Consider the following 22,314-nt stretch of genomic DNA (forward strand, 5'->3'; position numbering starts at 1 on the left):
AATGACTGACACCACAACGATCGTCGACCGTATCGCCATGGGACTGAGCGGTGCCCTGTTCGTGCTGGGCATCGTCGTCATGGGCGTGCTGGAACTGCTGGCGGGCAAACCCTACAGCCCGGCCGCGCTGACCAACGACGCCGGCGAGGTGATCGCGACGCCGCTGATCGACCCGACGCTGCGAACCGGGCTCGTCATCGCCGCGCTGGTCGTGCTGGCCGTCTGGGGTGCCTACAAGCTCGTCACGCCGATGGCCGCCGACGCCGCCGACCGCGCCGAGACGCCCGCCGACTGACACGGCTCATTGTCCGCCTTTATCGGATCGACCGGGCAAACGGCGACAGTAGTCCGTCCGAGAACGAGGCCGCTTTGCCTCGCTCGACTCGCCGCCCCGTCGCGGGACTGTGTCGACGATTTTCGCGGCTGTCTCTGTCGCGCCGACTGTCACTGTCTGGAGACGCTCGGCACTCCGAGATCGAGAGATGCGTCCCAGACACAGAGCCGAAGTGTCAGGAGCCGTCGAGCAGCCGAATTCCGAGCCGTCGGGGCATGTCGAGCGCCTCGACCTTCGAGATGACCCGGTCGATGTCGTACTGGACGCGGCGGAGTTCGACGCTGTCGTCGTCGGTGTCGAGGACGGCGTAGGCCGCCCGCGGATCTCCGTCGCGCGGCTGGCCGACGCTCCCCGGATTGACGATCAGGCGGTCGTCGACCGTCGCTTCGTGCTGGACGTGGGTGTGGCCGACGACGACGCCGTCGTGGTCGTCGAGGTAGGGCCGCAGTTCCGGAAACTGCCGCGGGCGGACGTAGGTGCCCAGCTGGTCCGGGTCCGGGTGGCTGTGGGCCAGTCGGTACCGTCCGTCGGCGATGGTCGTCCGGGGCGGGCGGTCGGCGAGCCACTCGCGTTGCTCGTCATCGAGTGTCCGCCTGGCGCGTTCGAGTCCCGCCCGTGCCATCTCGTTGTGCGCGTACCGCTCTGGGGTCTCGACGGTGCGGTCGTGGTTGCCCTGGACGACGACAGAGCACGTCTCGCGGACCAGTTCGAGACACTCGGCGGGCCAGGGATTGTAGCCGACCACGTCGCCGACACAGACCAGTTCGTCGACGGGCGGCAGATCGTCGAGGACCGCGTCGAGAGCCGGGCGGTTCCCGTGGACGTCTGAGAGCAGTCCGATTCGCATACGACTCCTTGGCGATTCCGTCCGGAAAGCGTGGCGGTCGCGCGAGGGACGGTAACGTACCCCGATCGACCCGAACTGTTAGGTCCCTCGCCCCGCGCTATGGACCATGGCCCGGTACGTCATCTCCGATCACCACTTCGGGCACTCGAACATCATCGAGTACTGTGATCGCCCGTTCACGTCCGTCGGCGACATGGACAGCGCGCTGCTCGATCGCCACTACGAGACGGTCGATCCCGACGACCTGCTCGTTCACCTCGGCGACGTGGCTATGGATATGCGGGACGGTCGGGAGACGATCGAGTACTTCCAACAGCTGGGCGGGGACCTCCTTCTTCAGGGCAACCACGACGTGGGGCTCGATCCCGCCGCGGCTCCGTTCCCGGTGCTCGACTCGTGTGTGCTCGAACACGGCGACTACCGATTCTACTGCACGCACCGCCCGGAAGACGTCCCCGACGACTGGGACGAGTGGGTGATCCACGGACACATCCACAACAACGACCCGGAGACGCACCCGTTCGTGGCTCCCCGAGCCCAGCGGGTCAACGTGAGCTGTGAGCTGCTGGAGTTCCGACCGATCTCGCTGGCGACGCTGACGGGGGTGCTGGACGCCGCGACGACCAGCCTCCGGGACGTGGCGGCAGCGAAGGCGCTGGTCGAGGAGTGATTCCCAGCGACTGAGAGCGCAGCCCCCTCCTTTTGACCGGGGACGACAGAGAGTCAGCCATGGACCAGACAGACCGCGTCTGTCGGTACTGGGACCCAGGCGAGTGCGAGGGGACGCGACACTGCCCGCCGCGGTGTCCACGGTTCGTCGACCGGGAGGGTTCGTCCTGGGTGATCCGCCCGGCGGCCGACGGCGACCACGACCCCCTCGTCGCGATGTACGACGACTTCGCGCCGGGGCAGGCGGCACAGGGATTGCCCCCACGGAGGCGCTCGCGGATCGCCGACTGGCTCGACGGCCTGCTCGACGAGGGGTGTAACTTCCTCGTGGTCGGGGAGACCGGCGTCGTCGGCCACGCGCTGTACACGCCGACCGACGACGCCGAGCCGGAGTTCGCCGTCTTCGTCCACCAGGACTACCAGGGACGGGGCATCGGGACCGAACTGAGCAAGCACGTCGTCGCGGCGGCGGCCGTCGCCGACCGCGAGGCGCTCACGCTGATCGTCGACCCGGACAACCGCACGGCCCGCCGGCTCTACGAGAAGCTCGGCTTCGAGGTGGTCGAGGAACTGCCCTACGAGGAACGGGGCCGCAGGACGGCGATCCTCCGGCTCCGTCGAGCCCTGGACGACCGGGACGGAATCGAGTACCAGCACGTCCCGATCGTGGGGACGAGAGCAGACGGTCGCCGATAGGTGATCGCTGGTCGCGTCAGTCGTCGTCCAGTTGCTCTTGCCACTGCTGGACCGTCGCCAGCAGCTCGACCGGCGGCGTCTCGTTGACGTCGAGTTCGCTCAGTTCCTCGACGACGGCCTCGGTCTCGGGGTCCAGTCCCCCGTCCGACGCCTCGGCCGCCGTTCCACCGTCGGCGGTGGCCGTCTCGCTCTCGTCGACGCGTTTGAACCCGCCGGCGTTCACGTCGAAGACGGTCTGGACGGGTTCGGACGACCCGCTGCCTTTCGCCTCGATGGCCTTCTCTTCGCGCAGGCGATCGAGCACCGTCCGGGAGCGGTCGACGACGGGCTCTGGGACGCCCGCCAGGTCGGCGACGTGGATCCCGTAGGAGCGGTCGGTCGGCCCGTCTCGCACCGTCCGGAGGAAGGTCACGTCACCGTCGGACTCGTCGGCAGCGACGTGGACGTTGTGGACGCGGTCGAGGTGGTCGGCGAGCGAGGTCAGCTCGTGGTAGTGTGTCGCAAAGAGGGTCTTCGCCCGGACCTCGTTGTGCAGGTATTCGGTCGCCGCCCAGGCGATCGAGATGCCGTCGTAGGTCGCGGTGCCACGGCCCACCTCGTCGAGTATCACCAGCGAGTCGTCGGTCGCGGAGTGGAGGATGTTGCTGAGTTCCTGCATCTCGACCATGAACGTCGACCGGCCCTGTGCGAGTTCGTCCAGCGCGCCGACGCGGGTGTAGATCCCGTCGACGAGTCCGACCGTCGCCGCGCGTGCGGGGACGAAACTGCCGACCTGTGCCAGCAGCGTGATCAGCGCGGCCTGTCGCATGTACGTCGACTTGCCGCTCATGTTGGGGCCGGTGACGATCAGGAACTGACGATCCGCGTCCGCGTGCCCGCTGGCACGCTCCTGGTCCGGCGGCGAAGTCGCCCCGTCCATCCGGAGGTCGTTGGGGACGAACTCCGTGGTCTGCTCGACGACGGGGTGCCGGCCCGCTTCCACGTCGAGTTCGCGCCCGTCGGTGAGTTCCGGACGCGTCCAGTCGTTGCGGACGGCGTGGATCGCGAGCGACGCGAGGGCGTCCAGTTCTGCCAGCACGCGGCCCACGTCCTGCAGGAGCGTCGCCCGCTGGGCGACTCGCTCCCGCAGGTCGCCGAACAGCTCGTACTCCAGCTCGTGGCGCTGTTCTTCGAGGCGGAACACCTCGCGTTCCTTCTGCTGGAGGTCGTCGGTCGTGAACCGCTTCGAGTTCTTTAGTTCCTTGATTCCCTCGTAGCTCTCGGGGACCTCGTCGGCCTCGCTCTTGCCCACCTGGATGTAGTAGCCGTCCGTCTTGTTGCGGTCGACCGAGAGGTGCGTGATCCCGGCCCGCTCTTTCTCGCGGTCGGGCAGCGTCTCCAGCCACTCCAGGGCGTCCTCGTGGCGCTCGATCACCCCGTCCAGTTCCTCGTCGTACCCACGGCAGAAGAGGCCGCCCTGCCGGACCGTCCCCGGCGGGTCGTCGACGAGGGCGGCGTCCAGTTCCGCGGCGAGGTCGGCGGCGGCCTCGCGGTCGAGCCGATCGAGGGCGTCGGCCAGCGGCGAGTCGGCCAGTCGGTCGTCGTCGTCGACGATCGCCTCGACCGTTTCCAGCAGGGACAGCGTCCCCGCGACCGCGCGCAGGTCGCGGGCGTCGGCGCTGTCCGAGACCGCCTTCGACGCGAGTCGTTCGAGGTCGTACGCGTCCGAGAGCGTCTCACAGAGCCGTTCGCGAGCCATCGCTGCCTCGGTCAGCGCGGCGATACAGGACTGCCGACGCTGTAGTTCCCCGCGGTCACGACGCGGACGCTGGAGCCACTCCCGGAGCAGGCGCGCGCCGGCAGCCGTCGTCGTGTGGTCGATCGTCTCGAACAGCGAGCCGTCGGTCCCGCCTTGCATCGTCTCGGTCAGTTCGAGGTTGCGCTGGGTCGTCGCGTCCAGATTGACGTGGTCGGTCGCGCCGTAGGACTGCAGGCGCGTGATCGAGGCCAGCGTCCCGACGCCGGTGTCCTCGACGTAGGACAGGACGGCACCGGCGGCACAGATGGCCGCGTCGTCGTCGGCGATACCGACGCTGTCGACGGTCTCGGGGCCGAAGTGGTCGCGAACGCGGTGGCGCGCTCGTCCGGGCGCGAACGACTCCTCGGTGTGGACCGTCAGCGCCGCGTCGGTCCGCTCGCGCAGGCGATCGAGGAAGTCGTCGTCGCCACGCAGGTCGGGGCCGGGCAACACCTCCGCGGGGTCGAACTTGTACAGCTCCGTCTGAATCCGCGTGCGAGCGTCCGGGCCGTCGAGCTGGGTCACGTGGAACTGGCCGGTGGTCACGTCGGCCACGGCCAGCCCGTAGCTCCCGTCGGCTCCCTCCGCCGGGTCCGACGAGTCGCCGCCGGCACCGACGACGGCAGCGAGGTACTGGGCGGCGTCGTCGGTCGTCTCCAGGTGGGTTCCCGGCGTCACGACGCGCGTGATCTCGCGGGCGTGCCCGTCCGCCGTCTCGTGCTGGTCGGCGACGGCGACCCGGTAGCCCCGCTCGACCAGCGCGGAGACGTAGGGGGTCAGGTCGTCGACCGGCACGCCCGCCATCGGGTACGAAGCGCCGTGGGAGGACTTCTGACTCACCTTCAGGTCGAGCTCGTCGGCGACGATCTCGGCGTCCTCGTCGAAGAACTCGTAGAAGTCGCCACACTGCATCGCCAGCAGATCCGCGTCACTGTCCGCCTTCAGCGAGAGGAACTCGCCGACGATACCCGTCGCCTCTGTCATACCCGCCCCTGGGAGCGACGGGTGCCTAAGGGTTGTGGGTCGCCGATTGGTCCGTGTTCCCACGGGTCAGCTATTTGTCGGGTGGTGTGCAACAAGTGGTAAATGGGCGAGGTGACGCGTGGTGCCGTCGCGGTGCTGGTCGTGGTGGTGCTCTCGGGGAGCATCGCCCCCGCGATCACCGTCGCCGACTCGTCCGCCGCCGAGACGACTGTCGACGCCGACGTGCCGGCGTCGGCGGACCGATCGGGCTCGCGGCCCCAGCAGCTGTCTGCCGGCGTCGGCCAGTTCGGTCTCAGCGTGGGCGACACCGCCGGCAGCGACACCGGCCAACAGGACGACGAGACGCTCGGGGTCACCCAGCGGTTCCATCGCTTGCCCGAGCGTCCCGGCACGGTTCGGGTCCGGCTGACCTACAGCGTCCCTGCACGCGTCGTCTCCATGCGGGCCGCGCTTCCCGACGGAGCCACTTTCGTCTCCCGGCAGGGGTTCGCCCGCGACAACGAGACCCACTTTCGCTGGCGTGCCACGACACAGCAGCCGACGCTGACCTACGACTACCGGATCAACGAGACCATCGACCGGACGGGGCCACAGGCGAGCGACGGCCGCGCGCTGTACGCGGGCACGGGCGAGTGGGCGCTGTTCGAACGCCCGCCGACGCCGACCTACTGGGAGGCGACTGGCGGGACGCCGATCGTGTTCGACCGCGGCTCGTCGACGGCCGGTCCCGGCGCGGCCGGAGAGTGGCTCGTCTACCTCGGCGAGCACGAACTGCACGAGCGGACCGCCCACGGCCAGCGGTTCCAGCTGGTCGTCCCGGCCGCCGCGACGCTGTCGGAGCCACCGTCGGCGATCCTCGACGCGCTGGCCGACAGCTCCGACGCGTTGCGCGTCGGGGACCGCGACGAGACGGTGTTCCTGATCGCCGCGCCCACGGGTTCCGTCGAGTGGGGCGTCCGGGGCGTCCAGACCGGCGACACCGACGCCTGGGTCCGGGACGCCGAGACGCTCGACCAGCCGGACAACGCCTGGCTCCACGAGTACGTCCACACCCGGCAGGCGTTCACGCCCACGAGTCAGACGGGCTGGTTCACGGAGGCGTCGGCGTCGTACTACGCGGCGTTGCTCTCGCTCGAACAGGAGTCCGTGGCGTTCGCGGCGTTCCGCGATCGACTGGCCCGCGGGACACATCCGGTCTACGACGGCGTCGTCCTCTCGAACGTCTCGACCTGGGAGGGCGCGCCCGACTACGACAGGGGCTCGCTCGTGGCCGGCGAACTGGACCGTCGCCTGCGCGTCGCGACCGACCGCGAGCGGACTCTCCAGGACGTGTTCCGCGAGATGAACGGCCAGCAGCGGCCGGTGTCACAGCTCGACTTCCTCGAACTGCTGGCGACGACCGGGGGAACGTCCGTGCTGGACGAGGGCCAGACCTACACCGAGACCACGGCGTCGGTCGAGACGTGGAACCGGACGACCCACGCCGCCGTCTTCGGCCAGCTCCCGGCACGGGTCGGATACGAGCTGCCGCCGGCCGGCGACGCCGGCGGCTACCGGATCACTGGCCCCTACCGAAACGAGACGGTCGCGGACGACACGATCCAGCTGGTGACCGGCGAGCGCCTGACCGTCGACACCCTCGTCAGCAACGCCGGGGGCACTGCGGGCGTGTACAACGTCTCGATGCGCGTCAACGGGACGGTCGTCGACGAGACCAGCGGACGGATCGAGGCCGGGGAATCGACGACTGCTCCGCTGTCCCACCGGTTCCCGACGCCGGGCACCTACCACGTCGTCGTCGACGGCGAGCGGATCAACGTCACCGTCCAGCGGCCGGTACGGACCAACGTCGTCAGCCTCGACGTCGAGCCCACGACCGCCCAGCAGGGCGACACCGTCGTCCTGACCGCGACGCTGTACAACGGGGAGCCGCGACCGGGCGAGGCGACCGTCGTGTTCACCCGCGACTCCGAGGAGGTCGGTCGACGGCACGTGACGATGCCGGCCTACAACAGGACCTCCATCGAGCGGGAGATCTCTCTCCCCCGTCCGGGCACGGTGTCGCTCGGTGCCGGCACCGTCCCCTCCGTCGAAGTGATGGTCCGACCGAACCGCGTCCGGACGATGACGGCCACGGCGACCCCGACGGCGACGGCGACCAGCCGCGGTGACGGGGCGGGACCCGGTGTCGTCGCCCTCGTCGCGGCCCTGTCCGTGCTGTGGGTCGCTCTCCGCCGTCGACTGGGGTAGGCGCTCACGCCTCGACGCTGGCGACGAGGGTCTGGACGCGTTCGAGGAGCTGGGTCGCCTCCGGCGCGATGACGACGAGCCGGTCGCCGTGGCGGTCGACGATCGCCGCGGGCGTCGTCTCACAGTCCGCGAACGCCGCCTGTACGCGGGCCTCGGTCTCGTCGTTCTCGACGGTCGCGGTCTCCCCGTCGAGCGTCCCCAGCGCGTCGACCAGCGGTGACGTGGCCGTACACGACAGCGCGAACCTGACCGCTGGATCGTGCTCCCGGCAGGCGAGGATCGTCGCTGCGAGCGGCGTCGAGACGCCGAAACGGACGCCGCGATTGGCGCGGATCCCGTCTCGGGTCAGCCCGATACCGCCCTCGACGGCTGCCACCTCTGCCGGGGATTCGGCGTAGGGCGTCGCCCCCGCGACGTTGGCGATGCCGTGTGGGACCAGCGCGGTCGCGTTCGCGTCGCCCAGTCCGGCGACGACGGCCTCGACGGCCTCGACGGTCTCGTTGCGCGCGGCCTCGTTGCGGCTCTCGACGGTGTGGTGGACGGCACCCGCTCCCTCGCCCACGTCGACGTTGTACCGGACCGCGCGGGCGAGCAGGGCGATCCCCTCGCCGACGGCGGTCTCCGTGTCGTCGCCGTGTGCCAGCCGCGTCGCGACGGCGCTGGAGAGGGTACAGCCCGAGCCGTGGGTCGCCGCCGTGTCGATCCGGTCGTGTCGGTAGGTGTGGACGGTCTCGCCGGTGACGAGCGTGTCGACGACGGCGTCGCCGGGGACGTGTCCGCCCTTGACCAGGGCCGCGTCGGCACCCATCGCCACGAGCGCCTCGCCCGCGCGCCGCGCCGCCTCGGCGTCGGTCACTTCGATGTCGGTCAACACCTCGGCTTCGTCGGCGTTCGGCGTCACGAGCGCCGACGCCGCGATCAGCTCCTCGTAGGCGGCTTCCGCCGCCGGGTCGAGCAGTCGGTCCCCGCTGGCGGCGACCATGACGGGGTCGACGACCAGTCCCGGCAGCGTCTCGGCGTACTCGGTGACCGTCTCGACGATCGCGCTCGTCGACAGCATCCCCGTCTTGACCGCCGCTACGTCGAAGTCCTCGACGACGGCGTCGATCTGCTCGCTCACCGTCGCCGGGTCGAGCGTGGTCACGTCCCGGACGCCCCGCGTGTTCTGTGCGGTGACGCCGGTGATCGCCGTCGTCGCGAACGCGCCGCCCGCTTCGATCGTCTTCGTGTCGGCCTGAATCCCCGCACCGCCGCCGCTGTCGCTGCCGGCGATCGACAGGACGACCGGGGGCGTGACGGGCGCGGCCTCTCGTGTCATGTGTGAGGACAGGGCGACCCGGCCCTAATGGATGGTGATCCTGGTCTCGCTGCGAATCGCCGCGAAATTAATAATATTTATGATATGTGGTCGTGTACGTCTGTCAACCCGGGTCGCCGGGTGGCATGGGACGATGACACGCACAGTCGATCGAACAGGTGGGGAACAGAGCGACAAGTACGGGACGTTCATGACGGGCGACGGGAACTTCGTGGTCTACGACCGCGAGAATCCGGACGCCTGGATCCAGTCGGACTTCGCACTGGATCTGAGTGGGCAGTAGCCGTCGATCGCACGCGTCCACGGCGTGCGCGGCTTTTCTTGTCCGGATCGTCGTAGCGATCTCTCCGACAGCAGCGAGTCCTAGTATGGTATTATCACTCCCTATTGTATTCGGGAAAGGCTTATGTCCATCATTCCATTGTGAATCGGTACCGCATTCCAATCGATGACCGAATCAGACACCAGTTCCGACGCGACGACCGACGACGAACCCAGCGCCGACGAACAGTTCGGCGCGTTCACGACCGACGACGGCGACACTATCGTCTACGATCGGACCAACTCGGCGGCCTGGATCCAGTCGGACTACGCCGTCGAGGTGGGCGGGGACACCTCCTCGGCTTGATACCGAAGACACACGACCGGCCAACGCTCTTCCGTCCGGACTGCAAAGCGCGGGTAGGATGACCGACACCGACGCCGCCGACCGGCCGGAGTCGCCGACGACGACCGACGAGATCGCGGTCTACTCCGACTACGTCTGTCCGTTCTGTTATCTCGGTCGCGAGTCGCTCAGACAGTTCCAGGCGGATCGGGACGAGCGGTTGCGCATCGACTGGCGACCGTTCGATCTGCGTCACAACAAACGCAATCCCGACGGCTCGATCGACCACTCCGTCGACGACGGCAAAGACGACGACTACTACGAACAGGCAAAGGAGAGCGTCCGCCGCCTGCAAGCGGAGTACGACGTGGAGATGAGCCTCGATCTGGCCAGCGAGGTGGACTCGCTGTCGGCCCAGATCGCCTCCTACCACGTCAAGACGACGGCCGACTACGAGACGTGGCTCGACTTCGACACGAGCATCTTCACGGCGCTGTGGCAGGAGGAACGCGACATCGGCGATCCGGACGTGCTGGCCGACCTCGCCGAACGCGCGGGTCTGGACGGCGACGAGGTCCGCGCCGCACTCGACGACGAGACGCTCCGCGAGGCGGTCACGACGCGCTTTACAGAGGCCCAGCGCGAGGGGATCACCGGCGTCCCGACCTTCGTCTACGACGGCTACGCCGCCCGCGGGGCGGTCCCCCCGGAACAGCTCGAACGGCTCGTCGACGGAACCTGATCGCGGTCGGCTCTCCGCTCCCCGCTCGTCATACTGCCGGTTGTCCGTCTATCTCGGATTTCTCGACCCCCGAGCCGCGAATAACGGCTGTGATGGAACGGGTCTCATACGGGCGGTTGTCGTTGCGTCTCGCGGAGTGGCCACTGTTCAATACAGAGGGTATAGCCAGCACGACATCAGTTCGGAAAGCAGGAACGATGAACGTGAGTGGTCTGCATCCACTAATAGATGAAACGGGGCGTAGTGAACGACACAGAAAAGAAGGGTTACGTGTGTCCACTAACCTAGAATAGCTCTATTAGCCCCTCTAATTGCTATTTTCACATATTCCCAAAAAGAGAGAACATGCAAGATATAAAGTACTCTCAGATCCGTATCTATGGTATGCTCACTAGCGGCGACGAGGAATCCCTCCTTGCTGATATTAAAGAGGGAATCCAATACGCTCTTTTCCTAGGCAAGGAACGAGGGCGCTTTGCGGAGGAGGACATCAGGCTCGATAAGATTCGTCTAAACAAGCTTCAGTACATCGTCAACGAAGATCGAGACCTTGGCCTGAGCTTTGGCTGGTATAAATACGGCCCCGCTCCAGAGGACGTTACTTCCGACCATAATACAACTCTGATGCCAGCACCGGGGAGCGAGATCTCGCATCTTGAGGAGTCTCGGCTACCGACAAGAGACTCTCTCTCAACCGAGGAGTTTGCCTACTATTTCATCTCAGAACTCGGCGAGGAGTTCGATAAGATTGTGACAGCTGAGAACACTAAGGAGTATCTGGAGGTTTTTTACGCCAAATACGCCCCAAGGGACCGATATGCGGCGCGATATACTGACCTGTATATTGCCAGTGCGCGTCTTCAGCAGACTCTCGACAAAATCAAGGATGACGGGAGTTGGCACGAGGACTCCACACACTACTACTACGAACTAGAGAAGCGGTTCACTCCCGTTATCAATGAGGTGGCAAAGCACGAAGAATTAGAGCATACTACCGAGCCGCTGAGAGAGTACCAAAAGGTCCTCACCAGCGTTATCGCTGAGGCAGACGCTATGGAAGAACTATCTTCGGGGCAAGATGCATTCATCAGCAATGCAGTTCGGAAATTCTACAGCACGATTTGGGACTTCGTTGCACAGGAGGTCTCATTGAAGACGATGCGTGGCGATAACGTTGACTCCCTTCGGCCCAGCGTAGAGGCTACCGTAAAAACGTACCGAGGCGGATCTTGGGTTGATGAGCTTGACTCAATTCGAGATCGGCGAGGGAACTTCGACCTTGACCCTGATCGAGAACCGTCGGAGCCTCAGGGAAATAGCGAGACTGGGGAACAATCCATAGACGAGTCTCTTCTGAATGCGGTTTCCCGGACGGGTGTAGAAGCTATCAAGAGGGCAGAAAGAGAAGTTACGCAAGAATGAGTTTTCCCGAATATGGAGACCTCATTCACGTCAATTTCATCGACAGCGAAGAATCCCCTCCGGGAGAATTCGAGGACCCCCATCCTGCTGTAGTCGTGCAACACACGAGCGATGAGGATAGGGGTGTGGTTGTGGCACCGGTCTCTTCAAGAGACAGGCAGAGTTGGGCTCGAGAGGTGCAGTTGCCAGGTACCGTCAATGGATTAGATGAAGATTCAGTAGTAATTCTGAATCTCATCACGACCGTGTCATACGGAAAGTTGTAGGTCTTTACCAGATCGACCGCACGCCATCGTGCGGTCGACTGGGTAAACGCCTACAACCGTCCGTATCATTCGCAGAGCGAGTAAAGGCAAATGATGACGATAGCAATTCGTGGAGATTAGGCAAAATCCCACCGAAACACATGGAAGACATCCAAAACAAACTCGGAACACTGTTCCACTGCTAGACTTAGATACCGGCCGATAGATATTCCCACGGTAGTGCGGCTTCAAGCACAAACTGTTATACTCTCGGTATTGGCCGTCTATCGGTCGTACCTATCAGTTCAGCGTTGAAGAGATAGTAGAAGTCTTCGGTGTCTTCGTATACGTGTGGAGATCGGAGTTGATCGGATCCTCCATCAACCCTCTCCCCACCGAGTCACCGCTAATATACTTCACAGTTCTCTGTTTACGCCCACTCGTTACGGCATGTTGAATGCGCGCTGTGTATCTTGCTGGCCGAACCGAATATCATCAAACCTGGTAGGAAATCCGGTGGTCAATGAGCAAACCCACTTGCCGGACCATTCGCCCACTTTCGACTGAAAGAATGGGTTTGCAAGCGGTTTTACGACGCGCTCTGATACGGAAAGTTGTAGGTCTTTACCAGATCGACCGCACGCCGTCGTGCGGTCGACTGGGTAAACGCCTACAACCGTCCGTATGAAACAGTGACAGCCGGCAGTATCACTCGGCTTCGGTGACGAACGCGCGCACGTCGTCGACCGGGACGAACCCGTCTTCGAGCGTCTCGACGAGTTCGCCGTCGACGAACAGCAACAGCTTCGGCACCGACCGCACGTCGTACTCGTCGACGAGAACGGCGTCGTCGCGGGGATTCATCGTCGCGACCGTCGCGTCGGTCCCCTTCGCGACCGCGTCGAGTACCGGAGCCATCGCCTCGCACAGCGAACAGCCCTTCGTGTGAAACTCCACGAGCAGCCGCTCCTCGCTGGCGATCAGGTCGTCGAGCTCCGGCTTCGAGTCGAGCAGGTGTGGACGGGGCTGTGTCTCCGTGGCCATACCTCTCTTTGGTCGCCCAGACGCATACGGTTGTCCCCGTCGTTCGCCTCGGCGGCCGAGACACCGCGCCGACCCGCAGTATATTTGGGCGGGCGGGGCTTCCCTCTCGGGTATGGACGCGGCGCTGGGACCTCCCGAGAAGATGGCCGAGCGGGCCGACGAGCTGACGCCGATGATGCGCCAGTACTACGAGCTCTGTCGGGCCTACGACGACTCGCTGGTCCTGTTTCAGGTCGGGGACTTCTACGAGGCCTTCTGCGGTGCCGCCGAGCGGGTCGCCCGGCTCTGTGAGATCACGCTGACCAAGCGCGAGGACTCCACCGGGCAGTACGCGATGGCCGGCGTCCCCATCGACAACGCCGAGAGCTACGTCGAGACGCTGCTCGACGCCGGCTACCGCGTCGCCATCGCGGACCAGGTCGAGGACCCCGACGCGGTCAGCGGCGTCGTCGACCGGGCGGTGACGCGGATCATCACGCCGGGGACCCTGACCGAAGACGAGCTGCTCGACTCGCCGGACAACAACTACGTCGCCGCGCTGACCGCCGACGGCCGCCGCTACGGGCTGGCGCTGCTGGACGTGTCGACGGGCGACTTCTACGCGACCAGCGCCGACGCCGTCGACGCCGTCGCCGACGAGGTGGGTCGGTTCGCACCCGCGGAGGCGATCGTCGGCCCCGGCGTCGACGTGGACGAGGATCGGATCTTCGAGGCGGCAGCGATGGTGACGCCGTACGACGAGTCGGTGTTCGCCTTCGAGGACGCCGCCGACCGAGTGCGGACGTACTTCGGCGAGCCGGACGCGCTGCTGGCCGACGACCTGGAGGTGCGAGCCTGCGGCGCGCTGCTTGCGTACGCCGAGTACACCCGCGGGGGCGGCGCGGGCACGAGCGACGAGATCGCAGACGACGACGGCGGGCAACTGACGTATCTCACGCACCTCACGCGTTACGACCCCCGTGAGTACATGCTGCTGGACGCCGTCGCGCTCGACAGCCTCGAACTGTTCGAGCGCCGGGCGGTGCGGGGCCACGAGGGGCGGACGCTGGTCGACACCGTCGACGAGACCGCCTGCGCGCTCGGCCGGCGACGGCTCGGCGACTGGCTGCGCCGGCCGCTGCTCGACGCCGACCGAATCGAACGCCGCCACGAGGCGGTCGCCGAACTCGTCGAAGCGCTCCAGCGCCGCGAGCGACTCCACGCCCTGCTCGCGGACGTGTACGACCTCGAACGGCTGATCTCTCGCGTCTCGCGCGGGCGAGCCAACGCGCGGGACCTGCGCTCGCTCGCGGCCACGCTCGCGGTCGTCCCCGACGTGCGCGAGCAGCTGGCCGACGCCGACAGCGCCCTGCTCGCGGACCTCCACGAGGGGCTCGATCCGCTGGCGGACGTGCGCGAGGAGATCGAGGCGGCCATCTGTCCGGACCCGCCCCAGGAAGTCACCGAGGGCGACGTGATCCGCGAGGGGTACGACGACGACCTCGACGCGCTGCGCGAGACCGAGCGGTCGGGCAAGCGGTGGATCGACGACCTGGAGATCAACGAGCGCGAACGCACCGGGATCGACTCGCTGAAGGTCGGGCACAACTCCGTCCACGGCTACTACATCGAGGTGACCGACCCGAACCTCGACAGCGTCCCCGACGACTACGAGCGCCGCCAGACGCTGAAAAACTCCGAGCGCTTCGTCACGCCCGAACTCAAGGAGCGCGAAGAGGAGATCGTCCGGGCAGAGACGGCCGCCGACGACCTCGAATACGACCTGTTCTGTGAGGTCCGGTCGGCGATCGCGGCCGAGGCCGAGCGCGTGCAGGCGCTGGCCGACCGCCTGGCGACGCTCGACGCGCTCGTGGCCTTCGGCGAGGTGGCGGCGGCACACGACTACTGCCGACCCAGCGTCGGCGGGGACGCCATCGACGTGACCGCCGGCCGCCACCCCGTCGTCGAGCGCGCCGAGGCGTCGTTCGTTCCCAACGACGCCCGCCTCACTCCGGACTCGTTTTTCACGATCCTCACCGGCCCCAACATGAGCGGGAAATCGACGTACATGCGCCAGATCGCGCTCATCTGCGTGCTGGCACAGTCCGGGAGTTTCGTCCCCGCTCGCGAGGCGAGTCTGCCGATCGTCGACCGCGTGTTCACCCGCGTCGGTGCGAGCGACGACATCGCTGGCGGGCGCTCGACGTTCATGATCGAGATGACCGAACTCGCCGACATCCTCCAGGGTGCGACCAGCGACTCGCTGATCCTGCTGGACGAGGTCGGCCGGGGGACCTCGACGGCCGACGGGCTCGCCATCGCCCGCGCCGTCACCGAACACGTCCACGACGAAATCGGGGCGTACACGCTCTTTGCGACCCACCACCACGAGCTGACGGCCGTCGCCGACGAACTGCCCGGCGTCCGCAACCGCCACTTCGAGACGCGCCACGACGGCGACGGCGTCGTCTTCGAGCACAGCGTCGCCCCCGGCGCGGCCGCGGCGTCCTACGGGATCGAGGTCGCGGCCCTGGCCGGCGTACCCGATTCGGTGGTCGAGCGTTCGCGGACGGTGTTGGCAGGCGAGGACGAGCGAAGCGAGTCCTCGGACGCCGAAAACGGCGCGGCGGCCCAGGTGTCGGCCCGGGCGAGCGAGCCGCCGTCGGCGTCGACCGACGGCCACGCCGTCGAGCCAGCGACCGGTGACGAGAGCGGAGCTGACGCCGACCCGCTCCGCAAGCGGCTGGCACAGCTGGACGTGGCGACGATGACGCCCATCGAGGCGATGAACGCCCTCGCCCGGCTACAGGACGACATCGCGGACTGATTCTGTTGGCCGTAACCGTCCGCAAAACGCCGTCGTCTCGGCGGTCTGTCTCCCGTTCGTACCGCCAGCATCCGGAGACGACCACCCGATGGTACCCATCGATATATAGGACTCTATCGAGATCGTATCGGTACGTACCGCACCGAAACGAACGTACCACCAAGTACCCCTATTATAAACGAGTTTAGTAATCCTCCGTCCGGTTTCTGGTGATGACACGCGAGTCAGCGCGACTGTCTGATCTGGTATCACGGCGGAAATTCATACTGACCTCTGGTGCGGTCGGTGCTGCGGGACTCGCAGGCTGCACCAGCGGAAGTGAACAGGGTGACGCCGGGAGCGACGGCGGTGACGGTGGCGATGGCGGCGACGGCGGTGACGGTGGCGACGGTGGCGACGGCGGCGACGGTGGTAGCGGCGACGACTCGACCGTCGACCGGGCGTCGCTCTCGGGGGACGTCCGAATCTCGGGGAGCAGCACGGTGTACCCCGTGGCCGAGGAGGTCTCTCGACTGTGGAACGAGGAGTACGGCGACGGCGTCGGGTTCAACATCACTCCGGACGGCAGCGGCGGGGGCTTCGAGAACGTCTTCATTCCGGGCGACAGCGACGTCAACAACGCGAGCCGCCCGATCAAAGACGAAGAGCTCCAGCGCTGCCGCGACAACGGCATCGAGCCGGTCGAGTTCTTCGTCGCGCAGGACGCGCTCACCGTGGTCGTCAACAACGACGCTGACTGGCTCGACGAGATCACTCTGGAGGACCTGGGAGAGATCTGGTCGCCGGACACCGCTCCCGAGATGTGGAGTGACGTCAATTCGGACTGGCCGGACGAGCCGTTCGACCTGTACGGTCCGGCGAGCACGTCGGGAACCTACGACTACTTCATCGAGGCGGTCATCGGCGAGACCGAGTCGGACCAGCCGATCCGCAGCGACTTCGAGGGGACCGAGGAGGACAACCTGATCGCACAGGGCGTCTCCGGCAACGAGTACGCGTTCGGGTACCTCCCCTTCGCGTACTACACGAACAACCCGGACTCGGTCAAGGCGCTCAGCCTCGTCGAGGGCGGGAACGACCCGGTCGAACCGAGTCTCGAAGGCGCACAGAGCGGGAACTACCCGCTCGCCCGGCCGCTATTCTTCTACGCCAACATGAACAAGCTTCAGGAGAAGACTCACCTCCAGGAGTTCATCTGCTTCTACGTCAACGAGGCCGACGAGGACTACATCGCCAGCGACATCGGCTACGTCCCCTCCAGCGACCAGATGGTCGAGGACAACCTCGCGAACCTCGAAGCGGGCATCGCTGGCGACTACGAGTTCAGCAGGTGACCTGATCGGTCGAAGAGAGCGCCCAACGTCTACTCCAATTTCAGTATTATGAGCAACGAATCACAGTCTGTCTCTGACTCACTCCAGCGAAACCAGTTCGTCGCCCGCAAGGAGCGCCTGTACGCATGGCTGATCGCGGGGAGTGCCGTTCTCACGATCCTCGTGACCGTGGGTATCGTCCTGGCGCTCTCCGTGAACGCACTCACGTTCTGGAGGGAGATCTCACCGATCGCCTTCTTTACGGGCACGAACTGGAGTCCGAAGATCGCCGGTGAATACGGCGTGCTGCCGCTCGTGAGCGGGACGCTGCTCGTCACCGTCTGCTCGGCGCTCATCGCGTTGCCCGTCGGGCTGGCGGCCGCGATCTACCTGAGCGAGTACGCGAGCGAGCGCGTGCGGTCGATTCTGAAACCGGCACTCGAGGTGCTCGCCGGCGTGCCCACGGTCATCTACGGATACATGGCGCTCGTGTACGTGACGCCGCTGATCGACGGCTTTCTTCCCATCGACGCCACGGTAATCCCGTCGAGAATCCAGATTCTCGCCATTCCCGACTGGCTTCCGGCGATTTCGGGGTTCGTCCTCGCACTCCCGGAGTTCACGTTGGTCGTCCCGTCGCTGCGGACGTTCAACGCGCTGTCCGCGAGCATCGTCGTCGGGATCATGATCATCCCGATGGTCTCCTCGATCAGCGAGGACGCGCTCAGCGCGGTTCCCGACAGCCTCCGCGAAGCGGCCTACGGGCTCGGCTCGACGAAGTTCGACGTCTCGACGAAGGTCGTCGTCCCGTCAGCGACCTCGGGCATCGTCGCCTCGTACGTCCTCGCGCTGTCGCGGGCGATCGGGGAGACGATGGCGGTGACGATGGCGATGGGGATGAGCCCGCAGATGCCCTACTTCCCGAACGTCCTCAAGAACCTCGCCGAGTCGAGTCAGACGATAACCGCGGCGATGGTACAGATCGCGGGCGCAGACTCCCTCGGAACGGGGCCCACGTTCGAAGCGATGTTCGCGCTCGGCATGACACTGTTCGCGATCACACTCACGATGAACGTACTGGCTGAACTCGTCCGCCGCCGCTTCAGGGAGGCGTACGAATAATGGCGACCGAAGACGAGAGCGTCGACCAACTGCGTCAAGCGAGCGGCACACGGCTTCGAGAGCTCAAAGGCCAGCTCTTCGAGGCGGCGCTGCTGGGCGCGACGCTCGTCGGCATCGTGTCGTTACTGATCCTGTTCGGGTACATCGCGTTCGACACGTTTCAGCCCCTGACGGCCTCGGCCCAGTGGTATCTCCTGTACTTCGGGACGCTTGTGGCCCCGACCGCCGCGTTCACGTGGTACGCGAGACGGGACCCGGCCGTTCGAGCCGTGAACGCGAAGGCCTTCGCCGTCGTGTTCGGCGGGCTGGCTGTCAGCCTCGTCACTTACGTCGTCGCGGACTCCGTGAGTCCGTACGACGTGCTCATCTACCTGCTGTTCGGAGCCATCCCGCCGCTGCTGGTCGGTGTGTACGGTCGCACGACGGACGAGCGGACGTACACCGGCCCCGCGATACCGGTGGCGGCCGTGCTCGGCCTCGGTGTCGCTGCGCTGCTCTACGGCCTCGTTCGCCCGGTCGTCGGTATCGCGGCCCGGTGGATCGCGTATTTCGGAATCACGACGCTTCCGGTCGCCGGCATCATCGGTTTCGTCGTGGCGCGTCGCTGGTCGCCCCGGCATGGTGTAATGGCCACAGCGGCCGTCCTTCTGAGTGCGCTCCTGGTCGCTGGCGGGCTACTCGGTGTCGGTACCGATCCGTCGTTCTGGGTCGTGCTCTTTTCGACGTTCGTGGTCCCGGTGGGGTACGTCGTCGGCTCGACGGTCGGCACGAACTCGGAGGGTCGAATCGGCGTCCTCGGACCGTTCGTGCTCATCGGCGGCGTGCTCGCGGGTGCCACGCTCGAACGACAGCTCGCCATCAAGGGTCTGGAGAGCTATCTGACGCCGACGCTGCTCTTGGAGTCGTGGCACGGGCGGGTTGCGAGTGAGGCCGGCGTCTATCCCCAGCTCGTCGGGTCGATCGTCGTCGTCGGGTTCATGGCGATCCTCGCCTTTCCGATCGGAATCAGTGCGGCCGTCTACCTCGAAGAGTACGCCCCGAAATCGGGCTGGGGCAGTCGGTTCGCGACGCTGCTCGAAGTGAACATCTCGAACCTCGCGGGCGTTCCGTCAGTCGTCTACGGCCTGTTGGGGCTCGCCCTGTTCCGGCGGACGCTTGGGTTCGGAACCGGGATCGTCGTCTCCGCTGCGGGGACACTCGGGCTCCTCATTCTCCCGATCGTGGTCGTCTCGGCACAGGAGGCGATCCGGGCCGTTCCCGACTCGCTCCGGGAGGCCTCGTACGGCATGGGGGCAAGCCGCTGGCAGACGCTTCGCAACGTGGTGTTTCCCGAAGCGGTTCCGAGCATACTCACCGGGACGATTCTGGCGCTGGCTCGTGCGATCGGCGAGACCGCGCCACTCGTCATGATCGCGGTGGCGACGACGACGTACACGCCGCCTGAGGGGCTGTTCTCGTCGGCGACCGCGCTGCCGCTCCAGATTTACGCTGCGAGGTCCAGCGCGTTGCCAGAGTTCAGACACGGCGTGGTGCCGGCGGCCGCCATCGTGTTGCTGGCTCTGATGCTGGTGATGAACGCGACGGCCGTCATCGTCCGGAATCGATACGAGCGAGACACCTGATACCTATGAGCAACAACGAAATCGCTACCGACGACGGCATCGACGGCGCAACGACGACCGACACCGCTTCGAACACGCTCGATCCCTCGGGGGACCCACTGGTCGACCACGATATCTCCGTCGAGGGCTCGGACAGTCGTTCAGCGAGTTCGGGCAAGACGGTCATCGAATCCCGGAACCTCGACGTGTACTACGATGACCTGCAGGCTATCGACGACGTGAGCATGGCGATTCCCGCCAGACAGGTCACCGCGATGATCGGACCGTCGGGCTGTGGGAAGTCGACGTTCCTCCGGTGCATCAACCGGATGAACGACCTCGTCGACAGCGCCCGTGTCGAGGGCGAACTCCGCTTCGACGGCCAGGACGTGTACGAGCAAGATATCGACCCGGTTGCACTGCGTCGCCGGATCGGCATGGTGTTCCAGCACCCCAACCCCTTCCCCAAGAGCATCTACGACAACGTCGCCTACGGCCTGCGAGTACAGGGCCGGGACGGCGAGGTCGATCTCGATCAGCAAGTCGAGGAGTCGCTCAGGCGAGCCGCCCTCTGGGACGAGGTCAAAGACCAGCTCGACAAGTCGGCCCTGGACCTCTCCGGCGGGCAACAGCAGCGTCTCTGTATCGCACGAGCGATCGCGGTCGACCCCGACGTGATACTCATGGACGAGCCCGCCTCGGCACTGGACCCGATCGCGACCTCGAAGATCGAGGACCTCATCGAGGAGCTGGCCGAGGAGTTCACGGTCGTCATCGTCACCCACAACATGCAACAGGCCGCCCGTATCTCCGACCGGACGGCGGTCTTCCTCACCGGCGGGGAACTCGTCGAGTACGACGACACGGGCACGATCTTCGAGAATCCCGAGCACCAGCGCGTCGAAGACTACATCACCGGCAAGTTCGGGTAACATGGACTCCCGCAAGATCCAGACGGTCGGCGGCGGGACCTACACCGTCTCGCTCCCCAAGTCGTGGGCACGGGCACAGTCGCTCGAAGCCGGCTCCGTCGTCGACCTCCACACGCACGTCGACGGCGTGCTCGTCGTCGAGGCCCGCGAGACCGACGACGGGGCCGGTCGCGTCGAAGTGGCCGTCGAGGACCAGCGCCCGGTCCACCTCGAACAGACGCTTCGGGCGGCCTACGCCGCTGGCGCGTCGACGGTCAGATTCGAGGCTGCCGGCGAGTTCACCGAGGCCCAGTCCCGCCGGATCCAGTCGGTGACTCGCACGATGACCGGGGTGACGATCGACGAGCGCACGGCGACTCAGATCACGGTCCAGAGCCTCGTCGACGCCGCCGAGGTGTCGATTCCCCAGTCCGTCCGCCAGCTCGCTTTCGTCGCCCTCTCGATGCACCGCGACGCGACGGCGGCCCTGGCCGGCGACGGCGGCCCGGACATCGCCGACCGGGACGACCAGGCCGATCGGCTGGCCGCGATGGTCGAGCGCCACTTCGGACGCGCGCTCGCCCGCCTCGACGAGGTCGACGCCCTGGGCCAGCGGCGGCCCGAACTGCTCGACTGCCGGCGGACCGCCTGCGAACTGGAGCGCGTCGCGGACCACGCAGAGCGGATCGCGACCACGGCGGCGGCCCTCGACGCGCCACCCGCCGAATCCGTCGACGCGCTCACCGACCTCGCCCAGCGGGCCAGAACGGTCGTCGAGGACGGCGTCGGCGTCGTCGTCGATCGGAGGGCTGCCGGGGCGGCCCGGGACGTGCTCGACCGTCGCGACGGCGTGAGAGAGCGAGCGGCCGCGATCGAGCGGCGACTGGTCGACGGTGCGGACGGCGACTACAGACTCGTCCGCGTCCTCGATAGCCTCCGTCGGACGGCCGAGCACGGCGGCAACATCGCCGAAGCGGGACTCCGCGGCGCAGTCCGCCGCGGGGACCACCGGGATCCCGTCCGCTCTCAGCGCGAGGGCAGCGCCGTCGACGCGGCCTCTGACGCGGGCAGCTGACTCGGCTCTGCCAGACGCCACTGTCGTCGGCCACTCACTCTGCCCCTCGATTCCGCCGAGTGGCCGACGAATGTGGGCTGGTGAAACCGAATAGCTCCGGCCTGTTTCGATATGGCGGCGTGTGGAAACACTTTTGATCTATCTACCCGTCGCTTCGGGTATGTCAGAGGACGAGTCGACTGACGAGGACGTATCCGTGTCGATGGAGATCACCGGCCGGTACGAAGAGGTCGTGTCGAAGCTGAAATCCGAGGAGAGTCGCCCGGACGCGCTCGCCCCGCTTGCCAGCGACCTCGAAACGCTGCTGGAGACGGTCCAGCGCATGGGCGGTGGCACCCGGAGCGCCATCGCCGACGAACTGCCCGGCGAGATGGCCGCCGACTACGACGCCGCGGCCGTCGTCGAGACGATGCAGGTCCTGGAGCGGTACGACCTGGTCGTGCTCGAAGGCAACACCTGGAAGCCGGGTCCCCGTCTCGGCGAGTAAACGACGATCTGGCCCGCCACACCGTCGCCCTGCCGCCACTGGTCGGTCTCGTGGCTCCCACTCG

20 protein-coding genes are annotated in these 22,314 nt (G+C 66.3%); 16 read left to right on the plus strand and 4 right to left on the minus strand.

Annotated elements, in window-relative coordinates; all coding sequences use genetic code 11:
* Position 1 precedes the first annotated feature (1 nt).
* Positions 2 to 295: a hypothetical protein gene (locus tag HALKA_RS0102680; RefSeq protein WP_018256546.1), complete on the plus strand. Its 294-nt coding sequence runs from the start codon at positions 2 to 4 to the stop codon at positions 293 to 295.
* A gap of 214 nt (positions 296 to 509) precedes the next feature.
* Here the strand turns inward: HALKA_RS0102680 and HALKA_RS0102685 are convergent, their stop codons facing one another.
* Entirely contained in the window at positions 510 to 1,181 is a 672-nt protein-coding gene (locus HALKA_RS0102685) for a metallophosphoesterase family protein (protein ID WP_018256547.1), read from the minus strand.
* 106 nt (positions 1,182 to 1,287) lie between these two features.
* On the opposite strand from HALKA_RS0102685, the gene HALKA_RS0102690 reads away from it, so the two are divergent.
* Together HALKA_RS0102690 and HALKA_RS0102695 are read left to right on the plus strand one after the other, a co-directional pair.
* Complete coding sequence (locus HALKA_RS0102690) at positions 1,288 to 1,851, plus strand: metallophosphoesterase (RefSeq protein ID WP_018256548.1); 564 nt, start codon at positions 1,288 to 1,290, stop codon at positions 1,849 to 1,851.
* Positions 1,852 to 1,910: 59 nt separating this feature from the next.
* Positions 1,911 to 2,546 (plus strand): GNAT family N-acetyltransferase, encoded by a 636-nt coding sequence (locus tag HALKA_RS0102695; protein ID WP_018256549.1) that lies wholly within the window; start codon positions 1,911 to 1,913, stop codon positions 2,544 to 2,546.
* A gap of 16 nt (positions 2,547 to 2,562) precedes the next feature.
* On the opposite strand, the gene mutS (HALKA_RS0102700) is transcribed toward HALKA_RS0102695, so the two are convergent.
* Positions 2,563 to 5,307: a DNA mismatch repair protein MutS gene (gene mutS, locus HALKA_RS0102700; protein WP_018256550.1), complete on the minus strand. Its 2,745-nt coding sequence runs from the start codon at positions 5,305 to 5,307 to the stop codon at positions 2,563 to 2,565.
* A gap of 102 nt (positions 5,308 to 5,409) precedes the next feature.
* Between mutS (HALKA_RS0102700) and HALKA_RS0102705 the strand changes: the two genes are divergently transcribed.
* Entirely contained in the window at positions 5,410 to 7,557 is a 2,148-nt protein-coding gene (locus HALKA_RS0102705; RefSeq protein ID WP_018256551.1) for a hypothetical protein, read from the plus strand.
* 4 nt (positions 7,558 to 7,561) lie between these two features.
* On the opposite strand, the gene thiD is transcribed toward HALKA_RS0102705, so the two are convergent.
* Positions 7,562 to 8,875 (minus strand): bifunctional hydroxymethylpyrimidine kinase/phosphomethylpyrimidine kinase, encoded by a 1,314-nt coding sequence (gene thiD / locus HALKA_RS0102710; protein WP_018256552.1) that lies wholly within the window; start codon positions 8,873 to 8,875, stop codon positions 7,562 to 7,564.
* Between the two features lie 133 nt (positions 8,876 to 9,008).
* Here thiD and HALKA_RS21265 point away from each other — a divergent pair, with 133 nt between their 5' ends.
* The 5 genes from HALKA_RS21265 (at position 9,009) to HALKA_RS21780 (ending at position 11,912) form a co-directional block, all read left to right on the plus strand.
* Positions 9,009 to 9,158 carry a DUF7331 family protein gene (locus HALKA_RS21265; protein WP_018256553.1) on the plus strand — a complete coding sequence of 50 codons (150 nt, stop codon included), beginning with the start codon at positions 9,009 to 9,011 and terminating at the stop codon, positions 9,156 to 9,158.
* A gap of 165 nt (positions 9,159 to 9,323) precedes the next feature.
* The gene (locus tag HALKA_RS0102720) at positions 9,324 to 9,503 is read left to right on the plus strand and encodes a DUF7331 family protein (protein ID WP_018256554.1); all 180 of its coding nucleotides are present in this window, start codon (positions 9,324 to 9,326) and stop codon (positions 9,501 to 9,503) included.
* Between the two features lie 58 nt (positions 9,504 to 9,561).
* Entirely contained in the window at positions 9,562 to 10,224 is a 663-nt protein-coding gene (locus HALKA_RS0102725; protein ID WP_018256555.1) for a DsbA family oxidoreductase, read from the plus strand.
* Between the two features lie 384 nt (positions 10,225 to 10,608).
* On the plus strand, positions 10,609 to 11,646 hold the full coding sequence (locus HALKA_RS0102730) for a DUF8098 family protein (RefSeq protein WP_245545312.1): 1,038 nt from the start codon (positions 10,609 to 10,611) through the stop codon (positions 11,644 to 11,646).
* Positions 11,643 to 11,912 (plus strand): type II toxin-antitoxin system PemK/MazF family toxin, encoded by a 270-nt coding sequence (locus tag HALKA_RS21780; protein WP_245545313.1) that lies wholly within the window; start codon positions 11,643 to 11,645, stop codon positions 11,910 to 11,912. The genes HALKA_RS0102730 and HALKA_RS21780 overlap by 4 nt, the downstream gene beginning before the upstream one ends.
* Positions 11,913 to 12,599: 687 nt before the next feature.
* Here HALKA_RS21780 and HALKA_RS0102735 read toward each other — a convergent pair.
* The gene (locus HALKA_RS0102735; RefSeq protein ID WP_018256557.1) at positions 12,600 to 12,935 is read right to left on the minus strand and encodes a thioredoxin family protein; all 336 of its coding nucleotides are present in this window, start codon (positions 12,933 to 12,935) and stop codon (positions 12,600 to 12,602) included.
* Between the two features lie 112 nt (positions 12,936 to 13,047).
* Here HALKA_RS0102735 and mutS (HALKA_RS0102740) point away from each other — a divergent pair, with 112 nt between their 5' ends.
* From mutS (HALKA_RS0102740) to HALKA_RS0102770, 7 genes are all read left to right on the plus strand, one after another.
* On the plus strand, positions 13,048 to 15,741 hold the full coding sequence (gene mutS, locus HALKA_RS0102740) for a DNA mismatch repair protein MutS (RefSeq protein WP_018256558.1): 2,694 nt from the start codon (positions 13,048 to 13,050) through the stop codon (positions 15,739 to 15,741).
* 212 nt (positions 15,742 to 15,953) lie between these two features.
* Positions 15,954 to 17,075: a PstS family phosphate ABC transporter substrate-binding protein gene (locus HALKA_RS0102745; RefSeq protein ID WP_018256559.1), complete on the plus strand. Its 1,122-nt coding sequence runs from the start codon at positions 15,954 to 15,956 to the stop codon at positions 17,073 to 17,075.
* A 48-nt stretch (positions 17,076 to 17,123) separates the two neighbouring features.
* A complete protein-coding gene (gene pstC, locus HALKA_RS0102750) occupies positions 17,124 to 18,176 on the plus strand; it encodes a phosphate ABC transporter permease subunit PstC (protein WP_018256560.1) in 1,053 nt (350 codons plus the stop codon).
* Positions 18,176 to 19,798, plus strand: coding sequence for a phosphate ABC transporter permease PstA (pstA, locus tag HALKA_RS0102755; RefSeq protein WP_018256561.1), 1,623 nt, complete (start codon positions 18,176 to 18,178; stop codon positions 19,796 to 19,798). Before pstC ends, pstA begins: the two co-directional genes overlap by 1 nt.
* A 5-nt stretch (positions 19,799 to 19,803) precedes the next feature.
* Positions 19,804 to 20,709, plus strand: coding sequence for a phosphate ABC transporter ATP-binding protein PstB (gene pstB / locus HALKA_RS0102760; RefSeq protein WP_018256562.1), 906 nt, complete (start codon positions 19,804 to 19,806; stop codon positions 20,707 to 20,709).
* 1 nt (position 20,710) lies between these two features.
* Entirely contained in the window at positions 20,711 to 21,763 is a 1,053-nt protein-coding gene (locus HALKA_RS0102765; RefSeq protein WP_018256563.1) for a phosphate signaling complex PhoU family protein, read from the plus strand.
* Positions 21,764 to 21,923: 160 nt separating this feature from the next.
* A complete protein-coding gene (locus HALKA_RS0102770; RefSeq protein WP_012807882.1) occupies positions 21,924 to 22,250 on the plus strand; it encodes a hypothetical protein in 327 nt (108 codons plus the stop codon).
* The last annotated feature ends 64 nt before the right edge of the window (positions 22,251 to 22,314 follow it).

This window comes from Halomicrobium katesii DSM 19301 (genome assembly GCF_000379085.1).
GTDB lineage: Archaea > Halobacteriota > Halobacteria > Halobacteriales > Haloarculaceae > Halomicrobium > Halomicrobium katesii.